The sequence below is a fragment of the Streptomyces sp. R33 genome, assembly GCF_041200175.1.
GTDB classification, from domain to species: Bacteria; Actinomycetota; Actinomycetes; order Streptomycetales; family Streptomycetaceae; genus Streptomyces; species Streptomyces katrae_B.
This window is the reverse complement of the sequence record NZ_CP165727.1, coordinates 7,680,226-7,702,307: the sequence shown is the minus strand read 5'-3', so window position 1 is coordinate 7,702,307 and position 22,082 is coordinate 7,680,226. Positions and strand designations below refer to the sequence as shown.

Genomic DNA, 22,082 nt, shown 5'->3' with positions numbered 1-22,082 from the left:
CGAGGCCCCCGGCTTTCGGCTCGGGCTTCCCCGGCCTCCTCCGCCAGGACCTCGACGCCGTCACGGCGGACTGTCCTGGCGTGGTCAGTCGTGTGGCGATTCGCCGGCAGCCGGCCGACGACCCCCGATGGAAGCGACCAATGCGTCTGCCACGATCACCGCGTCTGCCTCTGCGACATCTGCCGGGTATTCGGGCAGCAGATCGTCCCAGACGGGCATCCATGATCCGTACAGCTGCGTCTGTCCTTCGGGCCGGGCGAAGAACCAGATGTGCAGATGTGCGCCCCCGTCTCCGATGCGGTAGACGTGGGCTCGCGAAACGTGTGGCAGGGCCTGCACGTGGCGGACGATGTGAGTGGACAGGACCCCCAGCTCCGCTGCCAGCTCATCGGGCAGGTCAGCCATGTCATAGTGCTCAAGAGGATGCAGCATGAGCACCAGCGGCACACCGACTCCCGTGATCCGGGTGAGCCGCCAACTGTCGTTGAACCAGATCCCATCGCTTCGGTCACGGCACGCCCCGCAATTCGACGGGTCCTCGCCGTGTCGCGGAGGCTCGGGCAGAACCGGAGGGCGCAGAGGCGCGACGCGCAATCCGTCCGGCTCGAACGGGCTGATGTCCCACCCTGTCATGCGCGCGAGCGGGAGCCGACGCTCCCCATCAGCAGCGGCGATCGCGTGGTCGTAGAACTCGTCAGGTCGCAAGGCCATGATCCGAAGATTAGTTCGGCATCGACACCCGGTGAGGACCGGGGTGACCTGACTTGACCCCCGGTGGTGCGTCACGGCTCGACGTGCGCCGCGCGCGATGGGTGCGCACGATGGGTTACCGGACCGGTTCGGCATGGAGAGCCGGTCCCGCAACCGAGAGAGAGGCTGCGCGATGAGCAGCACGCCGAGTAACACGCCGAGCAGTACCCACAGCGGTTGGGCAGCGGGCGGCACGATGTTCGCGGGTGTCCTGATGGTCGTCAGCGGCGTCTTCGGCATCCTCGAAGGCATCGTCGCCATCGCCAACGACGAGGTGTACCAGCGCTTCGGCGACTACACCTTCAGGTTCGACCTCACGACATGGGGTTGGATCCATCTCGTCGTCGGCGTCCTCGTGCTCGGTGCCGGCGCGGCGATCCTCAAGGGGTCGGAGGCCGGCCGGATCGCCGGTATCGTCCTGACCTGCCTCTACGTGATCCTGCACTTCATGTGGCTGCCGTACCAGCCGCTCTGGTCGATCATCGCCATCGGCATCGGCGTGTTCGTCATCTGGGCGCTGTGCACGGACGTCCCGCACAACACGAGGGCCTGACGGTACGGTGCGGCGGCCGAACTCGGCGCCTGCGACACCGCGGTGACTGCGGCTACGATCCTGCCGGTACGCGTGTGTCACCGGCAAGGGGAGCAGAGACGGCATGACGATTCACCGGCCGGGCCGGCCCGGAGATCTGCCCGCGGCGGAACTGCTATGGGCGCGGTGGGCGTTCGTCGCCGTACTCGAGGCGACCACCGAGGCGGAGGGCCACGGGATCCACCGCACCGGCCACTGGATCGACGGCGCCCGGCTCCGTCTCGACGACGCCGGCTGCACCTGCTGGACCCTGGCCCGGATGGGCCAGGGTCGTTTCGTGCTCTACGGCGAGGACGAGTCGAGCGACGTCAAATGGCACGAGCCGGCCGTCGACATGCTGGCGCAGGCCCCGGACTGGCTCCCGTACGAGACCCTGCGCGACCTGCTCGAAGGCTGGGAGCTGGGCTGTGTCTACTGGTACGAGAACGGCGCCTGGGCCCGCGCGCCGTACCCCGCGGACCTCAAGGACGACGGCCTCGACTGCGGAATGAGCCGTTTCGTGGAACGCGAGGAGCTCCTCAGGCTGCTGGCCGGCCACGGGCCTGCCGCGAAGGAGCTCCTGGAGGCCGCGGAGAACTACCGGCTGACGCCCGGGGCGCTGGATGCGCTGGCCGCCGAGAGCGGGAACGGCGGCCGGGACGCGGACTGGGACCTGCCCGCCGTGCACCGCGCGCTGCAGCTCGCCGGCCTCACGGCCGACGCCGTCCCCGCCCCGTAGGACCGCTCTCGCCGTCACTCCGATGGCCCAGTCCGTGCGGCGTGCAGAAGGACCTGCGATCCCGCACCCTTGACGGGAGAGGTGAGAACAGTGACCAGTCCGACTCCGGCCCAGTTCCGGGCCGTCCACGGAGACATGGGGCGGTGGCAGGCCGTCGACTTCGAGATCTACGAGCACCTCGTCGAGAACCAGTACGTCGTCGGCCCGAAGATCCCGCCGGAGCCCGCCGACCGGCCTGCGCCCCGCCAGGACCCCCGCCCGCCGACCGGCTTCAGGCCTGCGGGCTAGCGTGGGCTCAGGCCGCCAGCCGGTCCGCGCGCTTCGCCTCGCGGCGGCGCAGCGCGTCCTCGTCCGTGTCCGCGTCGTACGTCACCAGCTTCGGCAGCAGTACGGACAGGGCAGCCACCGCCGCCACGCACATGAGGCCGCCGCTCCAGAACGCCGGCCGGGTGCCCGTCCAGCCCGCCACGCTGCCCGCGCGGACCTGGCCCAGCTGGGGACCCACGCTGTACGACAGCACCTCGATGCCCGCCAGCCGCCCGCGCAGCTCCTCGGGGATGGTCTGGTTCCAGATCGTGGCCCGGCCCAGGCCGCTCAGCATGTCGCCGGCCCCGGCCACCGCCAGGCACGCCAGCACCACCCAGATGTCGGTGAACCAGCCGGCCCCCGCGATCGCCGCGCCCCAGACCACGGCTCCGCACACCACGAACAGGCCGTGCCGCCGCACCCGCGAGGTCCAGCCGCTGGTCATCCCGAGTACCAGGGAGCCCACGGCGCCCGCGGAGTACATCAGGCCCAGCGCCCACACCGCGTCGAGCTCGTCCGCGAGGAAGGGGAAGATCGTGTTCGGGAAGGCGAAGAACATCGCCGCGAGGTCCACCGCGTACGTGCCCAGCAGCACCGGCCGGCTCCACGCGTAGCGCGCCCCCTCGGCGATCCCGCGCAGCGAGGGCCGTTCCGCGCCGGGTGACGGCGGCGCCGGGGTCAGCCGGGTGCACAGCGCGACGGACAGGACGAAGCCGCCGACCGTGACGGCGTAGGCCGCCGGGTAACCGGCGTAGGCGACGACCAGTCCGGCGAGCGCCGGTCCGGCGATGGCGCCGATCTGGTAGCGCAGCGCGTTGAGCGCCGCGGCCGCGGTCTGCTGCTCGTGCGGCACGATCCGCGCCATCATCGAGTCCAGGGCCGGCCGCTGCAGCCCGGCCAGCGCCGAGACGCCGGCCGCGACCACGTACAGCGGCCACAACAGCGGGTTCGGCAGCAGGGCGTTCACGAGCAGGACGAGGGCCAGCACCCCGAGCCCGGCCTCGCTCAGCAGGATCATCCGCCGCCGGTCGATCGCGTCCGCGAGGGCCCCGCCGTACAGGCCGAAGACCACCAGCGGGACGAGTTCCACCGCGCCCATCGCGCCGACGGCGAGCGGCGAGTCCGTCAGGTGCTTGATCTGGAGGGGGAGGGCGATCATCGCCATGAAGGACGTGAAGAACGTGACGGCGCCCTGGAAGAAGAGCAGCCGGAAATCGCGGCTGGAACGCCACGGGGAGAGGTCGGGAAGCAAGCCGGACGAACGGGTGGTACTCACAGCGGATCATCGTGCGTGATCCGCCCGCGCCCGGGCAACGGGATTTCCCGCGCCCGGGCCTCGTGGCGTTGCCTCACGTCACGTCGTTTCCGCTCCCAGGTGCTGCCACAGGAAGGTGTACGCGAGCGCATGGTTGGCGGCGGCCTGCTCGTTGTCGCTGGCTCCGCCGTGGCCCCCGCCGGTGTTCTCGTGGAACAGCACCCGGTGGCCCAGTTCCCGCAGCCGGGCGGCCGTCTTGCGGGCGTGGCCGGGGTGGACGCGGTCGTCGCGGGTGGAGGTCATCAGGAGCAGGGGCGGGTACGGCCGGTCCGCGGACAGGTTGTGGTACGGGGAGAGGGCTTCGAGGTGGGGCCGGTCGGCTTCGCTGTCGGGATCCCCGTACTCGGCGACCCAGGACGCCCCGGCGAGCAGGCGGTGGTAGCGGAGCATGTCCAGCAGGGGCACCTCGGCGACGACCGCGCCGAACAGCTCAGGGTGGCGGACGAGCATGGCGCCCATGAGCAGGCCGCCGTTGCTGGCTCCGGTGATGCCGAGGCGGTCGGGGGTGGTGATGCCCCGGGCGATGAGGTCGGCGGCGACGGCTGCGAAGTCCTCGAAGGCCCGGACCCGGTTCGCGCCGAGGGCGGCCCGGTGCCAGGCGGGGCCGTATTCGGAGCCGCCGCGGATGTTGGCGACGGCGTACGTACCGCCACGGGCGAGCCAGCCCCGGCCCGTGAGCGGGCTGTAGTACGGCGTCTGCTGGTCCCGGAAGCCGCCGTACCCGTAGAGGAGCGCGGGCCCCGGGCGGTCCTGGCCGGCCGGGCCGACGACGAAGTACGGGACCTGCGTGCCGTCGGCGGAGGTCGCGAAGAACTGCCGGACCGACAGGCCGCGGGCGTCGAAGCGGGCGGGGGCCTGCTTGAGCGGCTCGGAGTCGGCGCCGATGTGCCCGTACGAGAGGGTGGAGGGCTGCAGGAAGCCGTCGATGTTGAGGAAGTACTCGTCGCTGACGTCCGGGTCGGTGTCGGTGACGGTCGCCGAGGACAGCGCCGGCACGTCCGCCAGCGGCCGGCGGCTCCAGCCGTCCGGGCCGGGGGTGAGGACCTCGATGCGGGTCGCGACGTCGGCGAGCGTCTCGAGGATCAGGTGGTGGCGGGTCCAGCTGTGCCCGGCCAGTGCGGTGCGCTCGTCCGGTGCGAACAGCACGTGCGCGGTGCGGTCCCCGGCGAGGAACGCGTCGAAGTCGAAGGCGAGGAGCGAGCCGGCCGGGTGCCCGAGCCACGGGGTCTTCGGGGTGACGATCAGCCACTGCCGGTGCGCGTACTTCCCGGCGTCGTCCGGCACGTCGATCCTGACGAGCCGGTCGCCGTCGGCGAGGAGGTGGAGCTCGTCGTGGAAGAAGTCGGTGAAGCGGGAGACGAAGTCGCGCTCGTATCCGGGGGTCGCGTCGTGCCACCCGGAGGCGGACACGTCGCCGGCCTCGGCCTCGAAGACGAGCTCGGCGTCCGCCGGGGCGGTGCCCCTGCGCCAGCGCCGGACCGTACGGGGATAGCCGGAGGCGGTCAGCGAGCCGGGTCCGAAGTCGGTGCCGAGGAAGACGGTGTCCTCGTCGATCCACCCGATCCGGGTCTTCGCCTCCGCGACCTCGAAGCCGCCGTCGACGAAGGCCCGGTCCTCGAGGTCGAACTCGCGGACCACGACGGCATCCGAGCCGTTTCGGGAGAGCTGGACCAGGGCCCGCCGGTGGTCGGGGTACCGCACCCGGGCGCCGGCCCACACCCACTCCTCGCCCTCCTGCGCGGCGAGGGCGTCGATGTCGAGGAGCACCTCCCAGGCCGGGTCGTCCTTGCGGTACTGCTCCAGCGTCGTACGCCGCCACACGCCCTTCGGGCGGTCCGCGTCCTGCCAGAAGTTGTAGAGGTGCGCGGCGCGGCGGACGGTGTACGGGATGCGGTCGGCGTCGTCGAGGGCCTCGCGCAGCTCGGCGCGCAGCGGCTCGAAGCGCGGGTCGCCGGTGAGCGCGGCGGCGGTCTCCGCGTTCCGCTCCCCCACCCAGGCCAGCGCGGCCTCGCCCTCGACGTCTTCCAGCCACAAGAAACGATCTTCAGCAGTCACCCCATGATTGTGCCGCCCCGCAGGGCCTGCCGGAGCCGCGGCAGGCGCAGCGGGGCGGCCGGGCCGGTCATGCCGACAGGGGCCGGTCGTGGGCGCCGACGGGGGCGGGCAGGGCGGTCGAGCCGGTGAGGTAGCGGTCCACGGCGGCGGCTGCCGCCCGGCCCTCCGCGATGGCCCACACCACCAGGGACTGGCCGCGCCCGGCGTCGCCCGCCACGAAGACGCCGTCGGGGCGGCCCCGGGAGGGCCGCTCCGCGGGCTTGCCCCACGCAGGCGGCACGCCCGGGGCCGGCGCCTCGGCCCAGGCCGGCGTCCTGACGTGCGGGGCCGCTGCGCGCGACGGGGCTCCGCCCGGCGCGGATCCGCCCGAGGGCGCCGACGCAGGCTCGCCGAGGGCCGCGAAGTCCGCGTCCCGGGCGAAGTTGCCCCGGTCGTCCCGGGTGAGCCCGAGCTGCTCGGCGAGTCCGCAGGCCCGCTTGGGGCCCGAGAAGCCGAGCGCCAGCAGGACCAGTCGGGCCTCCAGCACCCGCTCGGTGCCCGGCATCGGCGTCCTCCCGGTGGGCTCGACGGCGGTCAGGTGCAGGGCCCGTACCCGGCCCTCCGCATCGCCCTCGAAGTGCATGGTCGCGCTGGAGAAGACCCGGGGATCCGTGCCGTGGCGCCCGCGCGCCTCCTCGTGGGCGTGGGAGATCCGGTACACCTGCGGGTGCACCAGCGGCCAGGGCTCGGCGTCGGGCCGCTCCGGGCCGGGCTCGGGGCGGATGTCGAGCTGGACCACCGACAGGGCTCCCTGCCGCAGCGCGGTGCCCAGGCAGTCCGAGCCGGTGTCGCCGCCGCCGACGATCACCACGTGCCTGCCCTCGGCCGTGATCCCGGGCGCCGCCAGGTCGCCCTCGCCGACCCGGTTGGCGCAGATCAGGTAGTCCATGGCCTGGTGGATGCCGTGCAGTCCGCGGCCCGGTGCGGCCAGTTCCCGGCGCTCCGCGGCACCGACGGCGACGACGACCGCGTCATGGCGCCGTCGTATGTCGGCCGCCGACGTCCGCCCGCCGATGTCCGCGTCCGTACGGAAGACCGTGCCCTCGGCCTGCATCTGGGCGATCCGCCGGTCCAGGTGCGCCTTCTCCATCTTGAACGCGGGGATGCCGTAGCGGAGCAGGCCCCCGACGCGGTCGTCCCGTTCGTAGACGACGACGGTGTGCCCGGCCCGGGTCAGCTGCTGGGCGGCGGCGAGCCCGGCCGGGCCGGAGCCGATGACGGCGACGGTCTGCCCGCTGAGCCGGCCGGGCGGCGCCGGCGGGGTGTACCCGAGCTCCCAGGCCTGGTCGGCGATGGTCTGCTCGACGTTCTTGATGGTCACCGGGTCGGCGTTGATCGCCAGCACGCAGGCGTCCTCGCAGGGGGCGGGGCAGAGCCGTCCGGTGAACTCGGGGAAGTTGTTGGTGGCGTGCAGCCGCTCGGACGCGGCCCGCCAGTCGCCGTGCGCGGCGTACGCGTTCCACTCGGGGATGAGGTTGCCCAGCGGGCAGCCGCCGTGGCAGAAGGGGACGCCGCAGTCCATGCAGCGGTTCGCCTGCTCGGACACCAGTGGCAGCAGCGTCTGCCCGGCGTGCACCTCGCGCCAGTCGCCGAGCCGCTGGTCGGCGGGGCGGGAGGGGACGGGGTTCCGGGGGGTCCGGAGGAAGCCGTACGGATCGGTCATGCGCCGCCTCCCTGGTCACAGGCGGATACGGCGGTCAGACCAGGTTACGCCGGTTCCGGACCGGCGTGGTGGCGAGGAATGGCGTGGTGGCCGCCGGGAACCGCTCGGGGTCGTCGAGCCACGGGGCGTGGCCGGCTCCGGGCCGGACGACGAGCCGGGCCTGCGGGAAGAGCCCGGCGTCTTGACTCATCGGCGGCCGGGGTGGCGGCCGCTGTCCTGTTCCGCTCCGGCGGGCGCGGCGGCGTGCAAGGCGGCGGTCAAGTAGCGCTGTACGACGTCCAGTTCGGCGGGAGTGAAGTCCTCGGCCGCATCGACCAAGCCGCCGATGATCGGGCCGAAGAACGACCAGCCGAGCTCGACCGCCTTCGGCTCCACCACCAGCAGCACCCGGCGCCGGTCGCGTTCGTCGCGACTGCGGCGCACCAGGCCCAGCCGTTCGAGCCGGTCGAGCAGGGCCGTGGTGCCCGCCGAGTTGAGCTTCAGGGCTTCGCCGAGCCGCCCCGGGGTGACGGTCTCACCCGCCCGTTCGGCGTCGAGCAGCCGGATCAGGGCCCGCAGGTCGGTCGGGTGGAGGCCGTTGCGCCCGGCGAACTCGCCGCCGCGGAGGTGGAGTTCCACCGTGACCGCGCGCAGGAGGTGGACCAGCCGCATGGCAGGGGTGTCGTCATCGCTCACTCGGCTAGTATCTCGCCGAGCGAGATAATTGGTCAACGAGACGACGCCCAGGGGGCCACCGTGTCCGCATCCCGTCAGTTCTTCGCCGCCTACGATGCGCTGCTCGCCCGCTGGCCGGCCGGCACCGCCGAGATCGACGTTCCCACCCCGTACGGAACGACCCGCGTCCACGCGTACGGCCCCGCCGGGGCCGCTCCGCTCCTCCTCCTGCACGGCGGCGGCTCCACCGGCGCCGTCTGGTTCGCCAACGCCGCAGCGCTCGGAGCGCACCACCGGGTGCTCGCCGTCGACATCCTCGGCGACGCCGGCCGCAGCGTGCGCGCGGGCCGCCCGTTGCGCACCACCGCCGACCTGATGGCCTGGCTGGACGCGCTCCTCGACGGCCTGCGCGGCCCCGACGGCTCCGCCGCCCGGCGCGTCAGCCTGCTGGGCCATTCCTACGGCGCCTGGATCGCCCTGACGTACGCCCTGCACGCGGCGCAGCGGGTCGACCGGCTGGTGCTCCTCGACCCGACCCAGTGCTTCGCCGGCTACCGGCCCGGTTTCCTGCTGCGCTCCCTGCCCGTGCTGGTGCGCCCGACCGCGGCGCGCGCGCTCCGCCATCTCGACCACGAGACGGCCGGCACGGACACGGACCCGGGCTGGAAGCGGCTCTTCGCGCTGGCGGCCTCGGATTTCGCGGACCGCAAGCTGGTCGTCGGCCGCCGCCCGGACGCCACGGCGCTGAGCGCCCCGCTGCTGGTGCTCCTCGCGGGCCGCAGCGGCGCGCACCATCCGGAGAAGGTGGCGGCCCGGGCGCTGGAGGCCGTACCGCACGCCCGGATCGAGACGCTCCCGAACTCCACCCACTACGCACTGCCCACGGCGGCTCCTGCGGATACGAACCGCCTGATCTCCGCGTTCCTCACGGCCGACCCGCACCCGGCCGGCCGCGCCCTCGGGGAGCTCAGTCCAGGTCGAGGTGGTAGGCCCCGGCCGCGGCGTCGGCGAACAGCGTGAACTGGACCCGGGGGCCCGGCTCGCCACGGTGGCCGGCCTCGCCGTCGCCCTCCCCGTCGAGGTCCACCTCCACCGGCTCGGCGTCCACGAGGACGTACTCCCCGTAGCCCTCGAAGTCCCCGGGGCCGTCCGCGACACCGATGTGGATCGGCGTCTCGTCGGGCAGCGCGGCGAGCGCCTCGCGCAGCCGGCCAGCGGTCCACACCTGCGGATTGTGATCGAACATGTCAGCCATGCGGCGACATTAGAGCCCGAAGCGGGGACCACTGCCGCGGCGCGCCGGAGGGTTTCCCGCATCCGGGACGACCGTCACCCGGAGTGCGTCCAGAGGCCGGCCAGGTGCGCGTGGAGGACGTCCTGCGCGTCGTGCGGGGTGAGGTGGCCGATGAGGACGTGCGCGGTGAGGCCGTCCGCGAGGGCGAGGAGGGTACGGGCCTCGCGCTGCGGATCGATCGGCTCGGCGCGGCCGGCATCCTCCGCCGCTTCCGCGATGAGCTGCGCGAACGACTCCTGGAGGGCCGCGTAGTTCGCCTTCAGCGTCCCGGCGAGCGGTTGGCTGACCGCCGCCTGCGCGACGAAGGCCAGCCAGACCCTGGCCTCGGCCCGGTGCTCCTCCCGCAGCAGGGAGATCTCGGTGACCGCGTGGCCCAGGGCGGTGCCGGCCGACTGGGCCGGGCTCCTGACGAGCCGGGCCCGTACGCGCTCGCCGATGCGCTCGCCGACGTAGCCGAGGGCGAAGACGAGCATCTCGTCCTTGGTGCGGAAGCACCGCTGCACGGCGCCCATCGACACCTGTGCCCGCGCGGCGACATCGCGCAGGGTCACGCCTTCGAGCCCGCTCTCGTCGGCGAGGCGGCAGACGGCCTCGGCGATGAGGCGGCGTCGGCCCTCGTGGTCCACCTGCCTGGGCATGCCCGGTCTCCTCCCACCCGCTGCTCCGTCGTACGGGCGACTTTATTCGATGCATTCGCATCGGTTCCCGGGTTAGTGTTCCGATGCAACTGCATCGGAACATGGAGGGGAGGGGGTTCACGCCATGCTGGATCCCTGGTGGAAGATGACGGCCGCCGCGCAGGCGGAGGCGGTGCGCCGCGCGGACGTGTCGGCCGTGGAGCTGGTCGAAAGCCACCTGGCGCGCATCGCCGAGGTCAACCCGCAGGTGAACGCGGTCACTCAGCTCCTGGCGGAACGCGCACGCGCGGCCGCGGCGCACACCGACCGGCTGCGGGCCGAAGGTGCGCAGCTGGGGCCCCTCGCGGGGGTGCCGTTCACGGTGAAGGAGACCACTGCCGTCGAAGGCGTGCCGACCACCTTCGGTTCGGAGCGCTTCCGCGAACTGGTGGCTCCGGCCGACGCTCCCCCGGTGGCACGGCTGCGCGCGGCGGGCGCCATCCCGATCGGGCACGCCAACGTACCGACCCTGATCCTGGCCGGGATGCACACCCGCAGCGAGCTGTTCGGCGACACGGTCAACCCGTGGGACCGCAGCCGGACCCCGGGCGGCACCAGCGGGGGCGACGCGGTGGCCGTCGCCACGGGCATGGCGGCGCTCGGACTGGGCAACGACTCGGGCGGATCGGTGCGCATCCCGGCCCAGTTCTGCGGTGTGGCGGGGCTGAAACCGTCCACGGGCCGGTTCCCCGCGGACCACCGCGTACTCGGCCCGGACGACCCCGGCCCGGCGTCCCAGATGCTCGTCACCGACGGGCCGCTGGCACGGTCGGTGGGCGATCTGCGCCTCGCGTACGAGGTGCTGGCCGGGACCGATCCGCGCGACCCGCGGGCCGTACCGGTGCCCCTCTACGGGGAACCGCTGCCCGGGCCGGTGAAGGTCGCCGTGGTGGCGGATCCCGGCGGGCAGGGCGTCCACCCCGCGGTGCGCGCAGCCGTGGAGGCCGCGGCCGGCGCGCTGCGGGACGCCGGGTACGACGTACGCGAGGTGGCGGACGTACCGCGCCTGGCCGAGGCGCTCGAGGCGTACGGCCGGATCACCGTGACCGAGTTCGCCCCGAGCTGGCCGGTGGTGCGCACGCTGCTCGGCCCGGGCGGGGACCGTTACATCGCGATGGCGATGGAGCAGACCCCGCCCGCGAGCGCGGAGGAGCTGGTGAAGCTGATGGGCCGTTGGCTGGGCATCCGCCGCTCGTGGGCCGAATTCCTGGACGAGTACCCGTTGTTGCTCGGGCCCGTGTTCACCGAGCCGCCGGTCGAGCCGGGGCTGGAATCGCGGGACGGGGCGGGCCGCGACAGGGTGGCGGCGGGCATGCGCCTGTGCAGCGCGACAAGCTTCGTGGGCGTGCCGGCGGTGGCCGTGCCGACGGGGGTGGCCGGCGGGCTGCCGTGCGGGGTCCAGATCATCGGGCGCGCGTTCCGCGAGGACCTGTGCCTGGACGCCGCTCAGGCGGTCGAGGACCGGCTCGGGGTCCTCACACCGGTGGACCCGCGCGGGTGAGGGCGGGCCCGGCCGGGCGTCAGAGGCCGCCCGTGTGGAGCAGCCGGTTCGGGGTCCCGGCCGGGACCCCGGTCAGGACGTCGCGTACGGCCTGCTCGGTGAGCCAGGTGCGGACCTGGGCGGGCGTCGCCGCGGGGTGCGCGGACAGGTAGAGGGCGGCGACGCCGGTGACGTGCGGGGCGGCCCACGAGGTCGCGGTGGCGTCGCTGGTGGCGGTGGAGCCGCCCGCGATCGCGGAGGTGATCTTCTCGGCGGGGGCGTAGAGGTCCACGCAGCGGCCGTACCCGGAGCCGAAGGCGTCCCCGTCGGTCCAGTGGCGCTCGTCGGCGGTGGCGGCGGCCACGACGATCGCGCCGTGCGCACCGGCCGGGGAGTGGCCGCAGGCGTCGTCGTTGAAGTTGCCGGCGGCGACGACCGTGGTGATCCCCGCCTCGATCATGTGCTGGACGGCGGCGTCGACGGCTGCGGAGCGGTTCTTGAGGTTGAGGGACATGTTCACCACGGCCGGACGCCGGGCATGGGCGGTCACCCACTCCACGGCCTTGACGACGGAGACCTCCGGGTCCTGCGGCGCGGCTCCCGCGCCCGTACCCGTGCTCGTGCTCGCGCCCGTACCCGTGCTCGTGCTCGGGGAGACGTCCTTCGCGGGCGGGCCGCTGCCTTCCTCGCAGGCGATGCCCTGGACGCGCACGATGCTCGACTTCGGGGCGACGCCGTACGTGGCGCCGCCGATGATGCCCGCGACGAACGTGCCGTGGCCCAGTCCGTCGCCGTCGAAGCAGTCACCGGCGTCCGGATCCCCGACGAAGTCGGCGCCGAGGGCGGCGCGGCCCCCGAACTCCGCGTGCTTCACGTCGAGCCCGGTGTCGATCACGTAGACGTGCACGCCGCTGCCGTCGGCGCGCGAGGTGAACTTCCCGTCGAGCGGACGGCTGCGCTGGTCGAGGCGGTCGAGGTTCCACGGGGCTCCGGTGCGGACGACGGGCGTCGCCGCTGCCGGGCCGGACGGCGCACCGGACGGCAAGGGGCTGCCCGTCGGTACGCCGGTGGGCAGCGGCGTACCGGACGGCAGGGCGGACGGCGATGCGCCGCCGGCCCCCGCACCGCCGCCGGGCCCGGGCCCCTCCTCCGGCGAGCACGCCGAAACCCCCAGTGCGGCAACCATCGCGACCCCGACGAGCACCGCCCTGCGCCTGCGCCCGCGTCTCATGACCAGCCCCCTGTCGCCGTGCGGCCTCGCGCCGTCGAGGGCGGAGACGTACGGCACGGCCGCGCCGGTTGCCGTGCGGCGCGATTGCGTTCCCGCCGTCCCGGCCCCGCCCGCGCGGACGGGGCCGGGACGGCCGTCATCGCCGCGGCACCGCGCCGTTCCGGGCCCGGCAGGCTCACCCGTTCAGGGTCTTCATCAGCTCCGGGGCGTAGCGGTCGCCCGAGACGACCCCGTGCGGGGCGACCTCGTCGATGGCGGCGAGGTCCTCGTCCGTGATCGTCACCGCGGTGGCGGCGATGTTCTCCTCCAGGTAGCGGCGGCGCTTCGTGCCCGGGATCGGCACTGCGCCCTGGCGCAGGGTCCAGGCCAGGGCCAGCTGCGAGGGGGTGACTCCCTTTTCCGCGGCGAGGCGGCGGACCTGGTCGACGACGGCCAGGTTGCGGCCGAAGTTCTCGCCCAGGAAGCGGGGGTCCGTACGGCGGAAGTCGTCCGCCGCGAAATCGTCCGGGGTGGTGATCGCTCCCGACAGGAAGCCCCGGCCGAGCGGGGAGTAAGCGACGAGCCCGATGCCGAGATCGCGCAGGGTGTCGAGGACCCCGTCGTACTCGATGCCGCGTTCGAAGAGGCTGTACTCGGTCTGCACGGCGGCCAGCGGGTGCACGGCATGGGCGCGGGCAATGGTGGCGGGCGCGGCCTCGCACAGGCCGATGTGGCGGACCTTGCCGGCGGCGACCAGTTCGGCCATGGCCCCGACGCTCTCCTCGATCGGGACGTTCGGGTCGACGCGGTGCAGGTAGTACAGGTCGATGTGGTCCGTACCGAGGTGGCGCAGGGAGCGGTCGGCCGAGCGGCGGATGTACTCGGGGCTCCCGTTCTGGCCGCGCAGCGCACCGTCGTCGGTGAACTCGACCCCCGTCTTCGTGGCGATCACGGCGGCGTCGCGGCGGCCGGCCAGCGCCTTGCCGAGGAGCTGTTCGTTCAGGAAGGGGCCGTAGCCCTCGGCGGTGTCGAGCAGCGTGACGCCCAGCTCCAGCGCGCGGTCGATGGTGGCCAGTGACTCGGTCTCGTCGGTGGCTCCGTAGTGGGCGCTCATGCCCATGAGGCCGAGGCCTTCGGCGCCGACCTCGAGGCCCTGACCGCCCAGTGCGCGAATCTCCATGGTGCTGCGCTCCTCCGTAAGTAACTAACTGGATAGTTTGACTATGCACCCGGCTCGCGCCGCATGTCAATAACCAGATAGTTACTTGCTAGGCTTCGCCCCATGGCACGGGATTCCAGCGCGACCAAGGCACGCCTGCTCGATGCGGCCTTCTCCGAATTCGCCGCGTACGGCATCGCCGGCGCGCGGATCGACCGCATCGCCGAGGCCGCGCAGGCGAACAAGCGGCTCATCTACGTCTACTACGGCAACAAGGAGCAGCTTTTCGACGCCGTGCTCCGACGGGCGCTGGAGACGGGTTCGGAGTCGGTCCCGTTCAACGCCGACGACCTGCCGGGGTACGCAGGTGCCGTCTTCGACCACCTCGTCGCGCAGCCGTCACTGATGCGGCTCGTGGTGTGGAAGCAGCTGGAGCGGCCCGGCACCGCGGACGCGGAGGCGGAGTCCTACCGCGGCAAGATCGCGGTGGTGGAGGAGGCGCAGCAGGCGGGGCGCGTCGACCCCGCGCTGGACCCTTCCGATGTCCTCACGCTGGTGATGGCCCTGTCCCAGGCCTGGTTCGGCGCGGTGGGCGGGCCGGCTGCGGGCGGTTCGGGCACCGGCTGGGCGCCCGAGCGGCTGGCCCGGCACCGAGCGGCGGTGGTCGAGGCCGTACGCCGCATCACGGCGCCGCCGCGGGACCCGGCCTAGAAGTATCGCGGGGCGCCCTGTGGCGCCGGCGGCGGGGTCAGGATCATGCCGATGAGGTGGTCGAGAGCCGCCTGCGCGCCCGGGGATTCCGGCAGCGCCTCGGGGGCCGTGTCCGCTGCGGTCCGGCGCAGTTCCAGCCAGCCCAGGTAGGCCGCGTACCCGGCCAGGGCGCGATGGCGGGACTCCTGCGGCCCGAAGCCCAGCCCGCCGAAGATCTCGGCCAGGAAGTCGAGCCGGGTCCGGGTGACGCGGGCGACGACCTCGGCGACCGCCGGGTGCGCGGTGTGCGCGACGAGGGCCGGTTCCAGCCCGGCGATCTCCTCGGTGCCCAGCGCGACGGCGAACAGCGTCCGCGCCCGGGTCCACGGGTCGCCCTCCTCCCGGACGGTCGTGATGACCTCGGCGGTGGCGTGCCGCTCCCACGCCTCCAGGGCCGCCACGAGCAGGGCCTCCCGGTTCTCGAAGTGCCAGTAGAAACTGCCGCGCGAGACCGCGAGTTCGCGGGCCAGTACGTCCACCGCCACCGCAGACAGTCCGCCCCGGGCCAGCGCGCGCAGCGCCGCCATCGTCCAGTCGTCCTTGGTGACTCTCCCCTTGGCCATGTTCCGTACAGTACTGTACGGAACATCCGTACAGAGGTGTATGGAAATGGCGAGAGGGGCGGCGGCATGAGCACCATGACCAGGCGGGTCGGTACAGAGAACGCGGGCGCTGGGGTCCGCGCCGCGGCGGTGGCCGCGGCCGGGGGGCTGCTCGCGGCGGGGGCCCTGCACGCGGCGTGGGCGTTCTCCCCGTGGCCACTGGACTCCCGGGCCCAATTCGCGGCCGTGGTGGTCGGGGTGGAGGGGGCGCAGCTGCCGTCCGGGCCGCTGACGCTCGCCGTGGCGGGCGCGCTGGGCGCCGCCGCCGGGCTGGTGCTGACCGGCGCCCGGCCGGCGAGCCGGTTCGGCCGGGCGCGTCCGGTACGGGCCGGGCTGTGGGCGGTGTCGGGAGTACTGGCGGCACGCGGACTCGGCGGTCTGGCGGCTTCCGGGCTCGCCCTGGGCTCCGCGCCGCCCGAGTTCCGCCACTGGGACCTGCTGCTGTACTCCCCGCTGTGCGTCGCACTGGGCGGACTCACGGGGTACGTCGCCCTGCGCACCCGGCACCGCCGCACCTGACCGGAGACCGGCCCCGCCGCGAACGGCTGCGGGCAGGGCCTGCCACGATCGGCAGGGCCTGCCCGCAGCCCACGCGTCGGCGCAACCGGCTCACACCGCGGCTGCGGTCCTGGCCCGGGCCAGGATGGTCTCCGTGTCGACGCCCGTCGGGAGGGTGCCGTACGCGCCGCCGTGTTCGCCGCCCAGGCGGGAGGCGCAGAAGGCCTCGGCCACCGCGCCCGGGGCGTGGCGCAGCAGCAGCGACGCCTGGAAGGCCAGGGCCATCGTCTCCGTGAGATGCCGGGCCCGGTACTCGGCTTCGGCGGGGTCGGCCAGCTGCTTCTGGAGACCGGCGACCGCCGCGTCCAGGTGCCGGTCGGCGCCCGCCGCCCGGCCGACCTCCTCGAAGAAGGCCTCGACGGTCTCGGGCTGCCGGGCCATGGCCCGCAGCGAGTCCAGGGCGGCGACGTTCCCGGAGCCCTCCCAGATCGACGACAGCGGGGCCTCCCGGTAGAGCCGCGGCATGCCGGAGTCCTCGATGTAGCCGTTGCCGCCCAGGCATTCGAGGGCTTCGGCGGCATGTCCGGGGGCGCGCTTGCAGACCCAGTACTTGGTGACGGCCAGCCCGAGCCGGCGCAGCAGCGCCTCGTCCTGGCTGCCCTGGGCGACCCGGTCCGTGGCTCCCGCGAGGCGCAGCGCGACCGCCGTCGCCGCCTCGGATTCGAGGGCGAGGTCGGCGAGGACGTTGCGCATCAGGGGCTGGTCGATGAGCGCCTTGCCGAACGCCCGCCGGTGGGTGGCGTGGTGGACCGCGCGGATGACCCCGAGCCGCATGCCCGACGCCCCGCCGAGCACGCAGTCGAGGCGGGTCATGTTGACCATCTCGATGATGGTCGCGACGCCGCGCCCCTCCTCCCCCACCAGCCAGCCGAAGGCCTCGTCGTACTCGATCTCGGCGGAGGCGTTGGACCGGTTGCCGAGCTTGTCCTTGAGGCGCTGCAGCAGCAGCCGGTTGCGGCTGCCGTCCGGCAGCACCCGCGGCAGCAGGAAGCAGGACAGCCCGCCCGGGGCCTGAGCCAGCGTCAGGAAGACGTCCGACATGGGCGCGGAGGTGAACCACTTGTGGCCGGTCAGCCGGTAGGTGCCGTCCGGGGCCGGGACCGCCGTCGTGGTGTTGGCGCGTACGTCGGAGCCGCCCTGCTTCTCGGTCATCGACATGCCCGCGATCAGGCCCTGCTTGGTGTCCGGCCGGCGCAGTCCGAAGTCGTACGTGCGGGAGGCGAGCAGCGGCTCCAGCCACGCGGCGAGCCCCGGCGTCGCGCGCAGCGCGGGTACGGCGGCGTACGTCATGGACACCGGGCAGGAGTGGCCCGCCTCGACCTGGCCCCAGACGAGGAACTTCGCGGCTCGCGCGACGTGCGCTCCGGCCCGTTCGTCCGCCCAGGGCGCGGCGTGCAGGCCGTGGGAGACGGCGGTGCCCATCAGCTCGTGCCAGTACGGGTGGAACTCCACCTCGTCGATGCGGTGGCCGTAGCGGTCGTGGGTGCGCAGCACCGGCGGGTTCTCGTTGACCACGCGTCCCCACTCCGCGGCCCGTTCGGAACCGGCGAGGACACCGAGGCGGTGGATCTCGGGTATCGCCCATGCGGCGCCTTCGCGGGCGACCGCCTCCAGCAGGGCCGGGTCGGCGGCCACATCGTAACCGTGGTGCGGGGGCACCTGGTTGGTGACCTCATGCGTCTGCGGCATCGTGTCCTCCAAGGGCACGCAGGGTGAAGGTGATCAGGCCGGGGATGACGTCCCCCGGGACCGCGTCCCCGTCGGCCAGCGGGCCGACGAGCGCCTCGGCGATCGCACCGACGAGCGCGGCGGCCGTCAACTCTGCTGACTGCGGCGGGAGTTCCCCGGAGGCCACGCCCGCGGCGATCTGTTCGGCGTACACGTCACGGAACGCCCGCCGGAAGACGAGGCGTTCGGTGTCGACGGCCGGGTCGGCGGGCTCCGCGAGCAGGGCGAAGGCCCGGCGCGGTGCCTGTAGCGCGCGGTACGCGAAGGTCTCGACGGCGGCCGCCACCCGCTGCGCCGCGCCGCCCGGGCGGTCCGTCGAGGCGGCCACCGCCTCCAGCTCGCGGGCCACCAGGGTCCGGAAGAGCGCGGCGGCCAGTTCGGACTTGCCGGAGAACGACTGGTACACACTGCCGGTGGAGATTCCGGCTTCGGCCGCGATGGCGGCGACCGAGCAGCCGCCGTAGCCCTCACGGGAGAGCAGGTGCACGGCGGCCTCGAGCACCCGCTCGCGCCGGGCGTCGAGGCGGGCCTGTACGGCTGGGGGGCGACGGTAGGGCATGGAAGGATTGAAGCACTGATTCAGCGCTTCACACCAGACCTGGACGGGAGTCTGGCCGGCGGATCGGGGCCGGGCCCGGCCCTGATCCGCCGGACACCCCTAGACGAGGCTCGCCGGCGTCGGGCCGTCCGGGCGGACGGTGATGCTGTACGCGGCCTTGGTGGGGACGGAGTGGAAGGTCAGGGTGTGGGCCGGCAACAGGTGTTCCAGGAGCACGGTCGACTCGCGGAGGGCGAACTGCAGGCCGAGGCAGGCTCGGGGGCCGATGCCGAAGGGGAGGTAGGAGCCCGGGTGGGTGGGCCGGCCGTCGGGGGACGTGAAGCGGCGGGGGTCGAAGTGCTCGGGGTCCGGCCACAGTTCGGGGTCGCGGTGCGTGAGGTACGGGCAGACCACCACGTCGGAGCCCGCTTCGACGGCGTAGCCGGCCAGGGTGTCGGCCTCGGTGGCGTACCGGGGCAGGATCCAGGCGGACGGGTAGAGCCGGAGCGTCTCGTGGACCAGGGCCTGGACGGCTCGGCGGCGTTCCGCCGAGCCCGGGGCGCCTGCGGCCAGGGCCTGTTCGCGCGCCGCGGGGTGGCGGTCGAGAAGCAGGTAGAGCCAGGTCAGGGTGGTGGCGGTGGTTTCGTGGCCGGCGACGAGCAGCGTGATCAGCTCGTCGCGGATCAGGCGGTCGGTGTACTCGGGGCGCTCGGCCGCCGCGCCGAGCAGGATGTGCAGGAGACCCGGGCCGTCCGGGCCGTGCGCGCCGCGGGCGGCCTCGATGGCGTGGTGCGCGACGGCGTCGATCCTGGCGAGGTCCCCGGCGACGGCGTCCCGGGCGTCGCCGCCGTCGGCCGGCAGCGTGGGGAGGGCGGCCACCACGGTGGCCACGGAGTTCAGTTCGTGCTCCGTGGCGGCGTCGAGGGGGTGTCCGGTGAGGGAGCGCCAGATGGTGTCCAGGGCGAAGCTGCGCATCTCCCGGCCGACGTCGAGCAACTGCCCGCTCCGGGCGTACGTCTCCCAGCGCCCGGCGGTGGCCCGGGCGGCCTGCGCGATCCGCTGCTCGTAGCGGCGCATCCCGGTGCCGGTGAACTGGGACTGCAGCAGGCGGCGTTGGCGCTTCCACGCTTCACCGGTGGCGGCGAGCACGCCGTCGCCGATCAGCAGGCGGGCGCGGTGGGAGCGTTTCACGTACCGGTCCGGCTGCAGCGCCAGCACGTGCTGGACCGCCTGGGGGTCGGTGACCAGGACGGTGGGGCAGGGCCCGAGACGGAACGCGGCGACGCCGCCGAGCCGTACGCGCACCAGGGCCAGCAGGTCGACCAGTTCGGCCCCGTCGGAGCGCCACCGCTCCACGAGGGCGGGCTCCAGCTCGGGAACCGGCCGCCCCGTAGGGGCAGCGGGCGGGCGAGGGTCGAATCCGGCTTCGGTGGCCACGGGTCTTCTCCTGTTCGACCGCTGGTCCTGTGTCCCTGGCGGAGCTCGGGCATCACGGACTGTACGGGAGCGGACTCTTATCGTGACAGCCCGCCTCGGCCCGCGGGTCACCGCACGACCCTCGGCAGGCGCAGGCTCAGCAACACCGTCAGCGCGATCATGCCGAGCTGCACGAGCAGCGTGACGGCGAGGGCGTCCCGCATGCCCATCGACGGGGCGAGTGCCAGGAAGAGGCTGCCGAGGGTCGCGACGCCGAGGGCGAGCGCGGACTGCTGCGTGGTGATCATGACCCCGCCGCCCACACCGGCCCGGTCAGCCGGTACGTCCGAGAGCATCAGCCGCATCAGCACGGGCAGTTGGAGCCCCTGCCCGAGGCCGGCGACGGCCACGCCCGGGGCGAGCGAAGCCGGCCCGAGGTCCGGCCAGCCGCGCAGGACCGCGAGGAGGATCAGGGCGACGCCGACGGCCTGGAGGACGCCGCCCGCGGTGACGACCCGGCTGCCGAACCGGCCGACCAGCCGCGGCCCGGCGAGCGAGGCTCCGAAGAAGGCCACCGCCATCGGGACGAGCGCGAGCCCGGCCGCCACCGGCCCCATGCGCAGGCCCTGTTGCAGCACCACCGCGATGACGAACATGAACCCGCTGAAGCCGATCGAGAACGGCACCACCAGGACCAGCCCCCGCCTCAGCGACTGCAGGCGCAGCAGGCTCGGCGGCACGAGGGGAGTGCGTCCCAGCCGGTCGGCGCGGCGCTCGGTCAGGTAGAACGCCGTGGCGGCGAACGGGAAGACCGCGAGCGACACCCACGTCCACAGCGGCCAGCCGGCGGCCCGGCCCTCGGTCAGCGGCAGCAGCAGCGACACCAGGGACAGGGCGAGCAGCAGCGTCCCCGGCACGTCGACCGAGGCCGGGCGGTCCGAGCGGGTCTCCGGGACGGCCCGGACGGCGAGCACCAGCCCGAGGACCACCACCGGCACGTTGACCAGGAACACCGAGCGCCAGCCGGAGCCTGCGACGTCGGCGGCGACCAGGACGCCGCCCAGGATCTGCCCGGCGACCATGGACAGCCCGGCGGTGGCCCCGTACAGGCTCATCGCCCGCGCCCGGCGCGGGCCCTGCGTGGTGGCCTGGATGGTGGCCAGCACCTGCGGGAGCATCAGTGCGGCCGCCGCGCCCTGTGCCACGCGGGCCGCGACCAGGGCCCAGGCCGTGGGGGCGATGCCGCAGGCGAGCGAGGTGACACCGAAGGCGGCCATGCCGATGAGGAAGAGCCGGCGCCGTCCGGCCATGTCGCCGAGGCGGCCGCCGAGGACGAGGAGGACGGCGTACGCGACGCCGTAGCCGCCGACGATCAGTTCCAGCGTGGCGGGGCCGGCCGCGAGATCGCTGTCGATGGCGGGCAGCGCCACGTTGACGATGAAGAAGTCGATCAGGGGCAGGGCTGCGCCCAGCAGCACGGTGAACAGCCCGAGCGGGCCGATCGCCGCGGGGGCGGGCCCGGGGGCCGGGCCGGAGGCCGGGCGGCCCGGCGGGGCGGACGGGGAGGGGCGGGTGGTGCGTACGGTTGCTTCGCTCACAGGGAAACGATCGCTCTGCGCTCAGCCTGGTACCAGAGTCTCCTTATCCTGGTACCAGGACTACCTGGCAACGGGATGAGCGGTGCGGCACCCTGGTTCCATGACCACTGTGGCCCCCGAGAGCGACGTACGCCGGCACGAACTGGCCGAATTCCTGCGCAGCCGCCGAGAGCGGATCACCCCCGAGCAGGTGGGGCTGCCCCGCGGCCGCCGCCGGCGCACCCCGGGGCTGCGCCGCGAAGAGGTCGCCCAGCTCTCCGCTGTCGGTGTCACCTGGTACACCTGGCTGGAGCAGGCCCGCGAGATCCAGGTCTCCCCGCAGGTCCTGGACGCGCTGGCGCGCGCCCTGCTGCTGGACTCCAGTGAGCGTACGCACCTGTTCGCACTGGCCGGCAGCCTCGATCCGACCCCGCACGCGCCGTGCCCGAGCGTGACCCCGGCGCTGCGGGCGATGCTCGACCGGCTCGGGCCGATCCCGGCCTGCATCCAGAACAGCCGGTACGACATCCTCGCGTACAACGCCACGTACGGACGGTTGCTGTGCGACCTGGACGCGCTGCCGCCCGAGGACCGCAACTGCCTGTGGCTGGCGTTCACCAACGCGGACTGGCGGGCGTCGATGGCCGACGTCGCCGAGGTGAACCGCACCATCGTGGCCAAGTTCCGGGCGGCGATGGCGGAACACCTCGCCGAGCCCGCCTGGAAGGCCCTGCTGGCGCGGCTGGATGCGGAGTCGGCCGAGTTCCGGGAGCTGTGGGCCCGGCACGAGGTGGTGGGCCAGGGCGGCAGGACGAAGTACATCCGCAATGGGCACGTCGGCCTGCTGCACCTGGAGCACACCAACCTGTGGCTCGGGCCGGCGGCGGGCCCGCGCCTGGTGACGATGGTGCCGGTCGACGAGGAGAGCCGCGCCCGCCTGGAGCGGCTGGAGCGGCTGGAGCACCTCGAGCCGGCCACCGTCTGAGGCACCCCGCCCGCCG

23 protein-coding genes are annotated in these 22,082 nt (G+C 73.7%); 8 read left to right on the top strand and 15 right to left on the bottom strand.

Annotation, left to right across the window (positions count from 1 at the left end; genetic code table 11):
- Positions 1-84 precede the first annotated feature (84 nt).
- Positions 85-711 (bottom strand): hypothetical protein, encoded by a 627-nt coding sequence (locus AB5J51_RS35340; protein WP_053787525.1) that lies wholly within the window; start codon positions 709-711, stop codon positions 85-87.
- 172 nt (positions 712-883) lie between these two features.
- Between AB5J51_RS35340 and AB5J51_RS35335 the strand changes: the two genes are divergently transcribed.
- The 3 genes from AB5J51_RS35335 to AB5J51_RS35325 all read left to right on the top strand — a co-directional run bounded on the left by AB5J51_RS35335 (position 884) and on the right by AB5J51_RS35325 (position 2,348).
- Entirely contained in the window at positions 884-1,303 is a 420-nt protein-coding gene (locus AB5J51_RS35335; RefSeq protein ID WP_107093533.1) for a hypothetical protein, read from the top strand.
- A 103-nt stretch (positions 1,304-1,406) separates the two neighbouring features.
- Entirely contained in the window at positions 1,407-2,060 is a 654-nt protein-coding gene (locus AB5J51_RS35330; RefSeq protein WP_133899011.1) for a hypothetical protein, read from the top strand.
- Positions 2,061-2,150: 90 nt separating this feature from the next.
- On the top strand, positions 2,151-2,348 hold the full coding sequence (locus AB5J51_RS35325; RefSeq protein WP_133899010.1) for a hypothetical protein: 198 nt from the start codon (positions 2,151-2,153) through the stop codon (positions 2,346-2,348).
- Between the two features lie 7 nt (positions 2,349-2,355).
- Here AB5J51_RS35325 and AB5J51_RS35320 read toward each other — a convergent pair whose 3' ends face one another.
- The 5 genes from AB5J51_RS35320 to AB5J51_RS35300 form a co-directional block, all read right to left on the bottom strand.
- Entirely contained in the window at positions 2,356-3,642 is a 1,287-nt protein-coding gene (locus tag AB5J51_RS35320) for an MFS transporter (protein WP_053787528.1), read from the bottom strand.
- Positions 3,643-3,720: 78 nt separating this feature from the next.
- Entirely contained in the window at positions 3,721-5,736 is a 2,016-nt protein-coding gene (locus tag AB5J51_RS35315; RefSeq protein ID WP_369779550.1) for a prolyl oligopeptidase family protein, read from the bottom strand.
- Between the two features lie 67 nt (positions 5,737-5,803).
- Positions 5,804-7,438 (bottom strand): glutamate synthase small subunit, encoded by a 1,635-nt coding sequence (gene gltD / locus AB5J51_RS35310; protein WP_369779549.1) that lies wholly within the window; start codon positions 7,436-7,438, stop codon positions 5,804-5,806.
- A gap of 34 nt (positions 7,439-7,472) precedes the next feature.
- Positions 7,473-7,628, bottom strand: coding sequence for an alpha/beta fold hydrolase (locus AB5J51_RS35305; RefSeq protein WP_369779548.1), 156 nt, complete (start codon positions 7,626-7,628; stop codon positions 7,473-7,475).
- The gene (locus AB5J51_RS35300; protein WP_136223286.1) at positions 7,625-8,113 is read right to left on the bottom strand and encodes a MarR family winged helix-turn-helix transcriptional regulator; all 489 of its coding nucleotides are present in this window, start codon (positions 8,111-8,113) and stop codon (positions 7,625-7,627) included. Before AB5J51_RS35300 ends, AB5J51_RS35305 begins: the two co-directional genes overlap by 4 nt.
- Positions 8,114-8,173: 60 nt before the next feature.
- Here AB5J51_RS35300 and AB5J51_RS35295 point away from each other — a divergent pair, with 60 nt between their 5' ends.
- Positions 8,174-9,112 (top strand): alpha/beta fold hydrolase, encoded by a 939-nt coding sequence (locus AB5J51_RS35295; RefSeq protein WP_136223284.1) that lies wholly within the window; start codon positions 8,174-8,176, stop codon positions 9,110-9,112.
- Here the strand turns inward: AB5J51_RS35295 and AB5J51_RS35290 are convergent.
- Both AB5J51_RS35290 and AB5J51_RS35285 read right to left on the bottom strand, forming a co-directional pair.
- Positions 9,060-9,347 carry a DUF6225 family protein gene (locus AB5J51_RS35290; protein WP_053787532.1) on the bottom strand — a complete coding sequence of 96 codons (288 nt, stop codon included), beginning with the start codon at positions 9,345-9,347 and terminating at the stop codon, positions 9,060-9,062. The genes AB5J51_RS35295 and AB5J51_RS35290 overlap by 53 nt on opposite strands.
- 74 nt (positions 9,348-9,421) lie before the next feature.
- On the bottom strand, positions 9,422-10,024 hold the full coding sequence (locus AB5J51_RS35285; RefSeq protein ID WP_369779547.1) for a TetR/AcrR family transcriptional regulator: 603 nt from the start codon (positions 10,022-10,024) through the stop codon (positions 9,422-9,424).
- Positions 10,025-10,148: 124 nt separating this feature from the next.
- Here AB5J51_RS35285 and AB5J51_RS35280 point away from each other — a divergent pair, with 124 nt between their 5' ends.
- Positions 10,149-11,564 carry an amidase gene (locus AB5J51_RS35280; RefSeq protein ID WP_369779546.1) on the top strand — a complete coding sequence of 472 codons (1,416 nt, stop codon included), beginning with the start codon at positions 10,149-10,151 and terminating at the stop codon, positions 11,562-11,564.
- Positions 11,565-11,583: 19 nt separating this feature from the next.
- Here AB5J51_RS35280 and AB5J51_RS35275 read toward each other — a convergent pair whose 3' ends face one another.
- Complete coding sequence (locus tag AB5J51_RS35275) at positions 11,584-12,774, bottom strand: S8 family peptidase (protein WP_369779545.1); 1,191 nt, start codon at positions 12,772-12,774, stop codon at positions 11,584-11,586.
- Positions 12,775-12,949: 175 nt separating this feature from the next.
- The gene (locus AB5J51_RS35270; protein ID WP_053787535.1) at positions 12,950-13,933 is read right to left on the bottom strand and encodes an aldo/keto reductase; all 984 of its coding nucleotides are present in this window, start codon (positions 13,931-13,933) and stop codon (positions 12,950-12,952) included.
- Positions 13,934-14,035: 102 nt separating this feature from the next.
- Between AB5J51_RS35270 and AB5J51_RS35265 the strand changes: the two genes are divergently transcribed.
- Positions 14,036-14,623, top strand: coding sequence for a TetR family transcriptional regulator (locus AB5J51_RS35265; RefSeq protein ID WP_133899001.1), 588 nt, complete (start codon positions 14,036-14,038; stop codon positions 14,621-14,623).
- Here AB5J51_RS35265 and AB5J51_RS35260 read toward each other — a convergent pair.
- Entirely contained in the window at positions 14,620-15,225 is a 606-nt protein-coding gene (locus tag AB5J51_RS35260; RefSeq protein ID WP_136223274.1) for a TetR/AcrR family transcriptional regulator, read from the bottom strand. The two genes, AB5J51_RS35265 and AB5J51_RS35260, sit on opposite strands and share 4 nt — an antisense overlap.
- Before the next feature lie 66 nt (positions 15,226-15,291).
- On the opposite strand from AB5J51_RS35260, the gene AB5J51_RS35255 reads away from it, so the two are divergent.
- Positions 15,292-15,783, top strand: a complete 492-nt coding sequence (locus tag AB5J51_RS35255) for a DUF3995 domain-containing protein (RefSeq protein WP_369779543.1) — start codon at positions 15,292-15,294, stop codon at positions 15,781-15,783.
- 90 nt (positions 15,784-15,873) lie between these two features.
- Here the strand turns inward: AB5J51_RS35255 and AB5J51_RS35250 are convergent, their stop codons facing one another.
- The 4 genes from AB5J51_RS35250 to AB5J51_RS35235 all read right to left on the bottom strand — a co-directional run bounded on the left by AB5J51_RS35250 (position 15,874) and on the right by AB5J51_RS35235 (position 21,102).
- Complete coding sequence (locus AB5J51_RS35250; RefSeq protein WP_369779542.1) at positions 15,874-17,511, bottom strand: isovaleryl-CoA dehydrogenase; 1,638 nt, start codon at positions 17,509-17,511, stop codon at positions 15,874-15,876.
- Positions 17,495-18,109, bottom strand: a complete 615-nt coding sequence (locus tag AB5J51_RS35245; protein WP_369779541.1) for a TetR/AcrR family transcriptional regulator — start codon at positions 18,107-18,109, stop codon at positions 17,495-17,497. Before AB5J51_RS35245 ends, AB5J51_RS35250 begins: the two co-directional genes overlap by 17 nt.
- 99 nt (positions 18,110-18,208) lie before the next feature.
- The gene (locus tag AB5J51_RS35240; protein WP_369779540.1) at positions 18,209-19,525 is read right to left on the bottom strand and encodes a cytochrome P450; all 1,317 of its coding nucleotides are present in this window, start codon (positions 19,523-19,525) and stop codon (positions 18,209-18,211) included.
- A gap of 107 nt (positions 19,526-19,632) precedes the next feature.
- Positions 19,633-21,102 carry an MFS transporter gene (locus AB5J51_RS35235; RefSeq protein WP_369779539.1) on the bottom strand — a complete coding sequence of 490 codons (1,470 nt, stop codon included), beginning with the start codon at positions 21,100-21,102 and terminating at the stop codon, positions 19,633-19,635.
- A 100-nt stretch (positions 21,103-21,202) separates the two neighbouring features.
- On the opposite strand from AB5J51_RS35235, the gene AB5J51_RS35230 reads away from it, so the two are divergent.
- Positions 21,203-22,066, top strand: coding sequence for a helix-turn-helix domain-containing protein (locus AB5J51_RS35230; protein ID WP_369779538.1), 864 nt, complete (start codon positions 21,203-21,205; stop codon positions 22,064-22,066).
- Positions 22,067-22,082 lie beyond the last annotated feature (16 nt).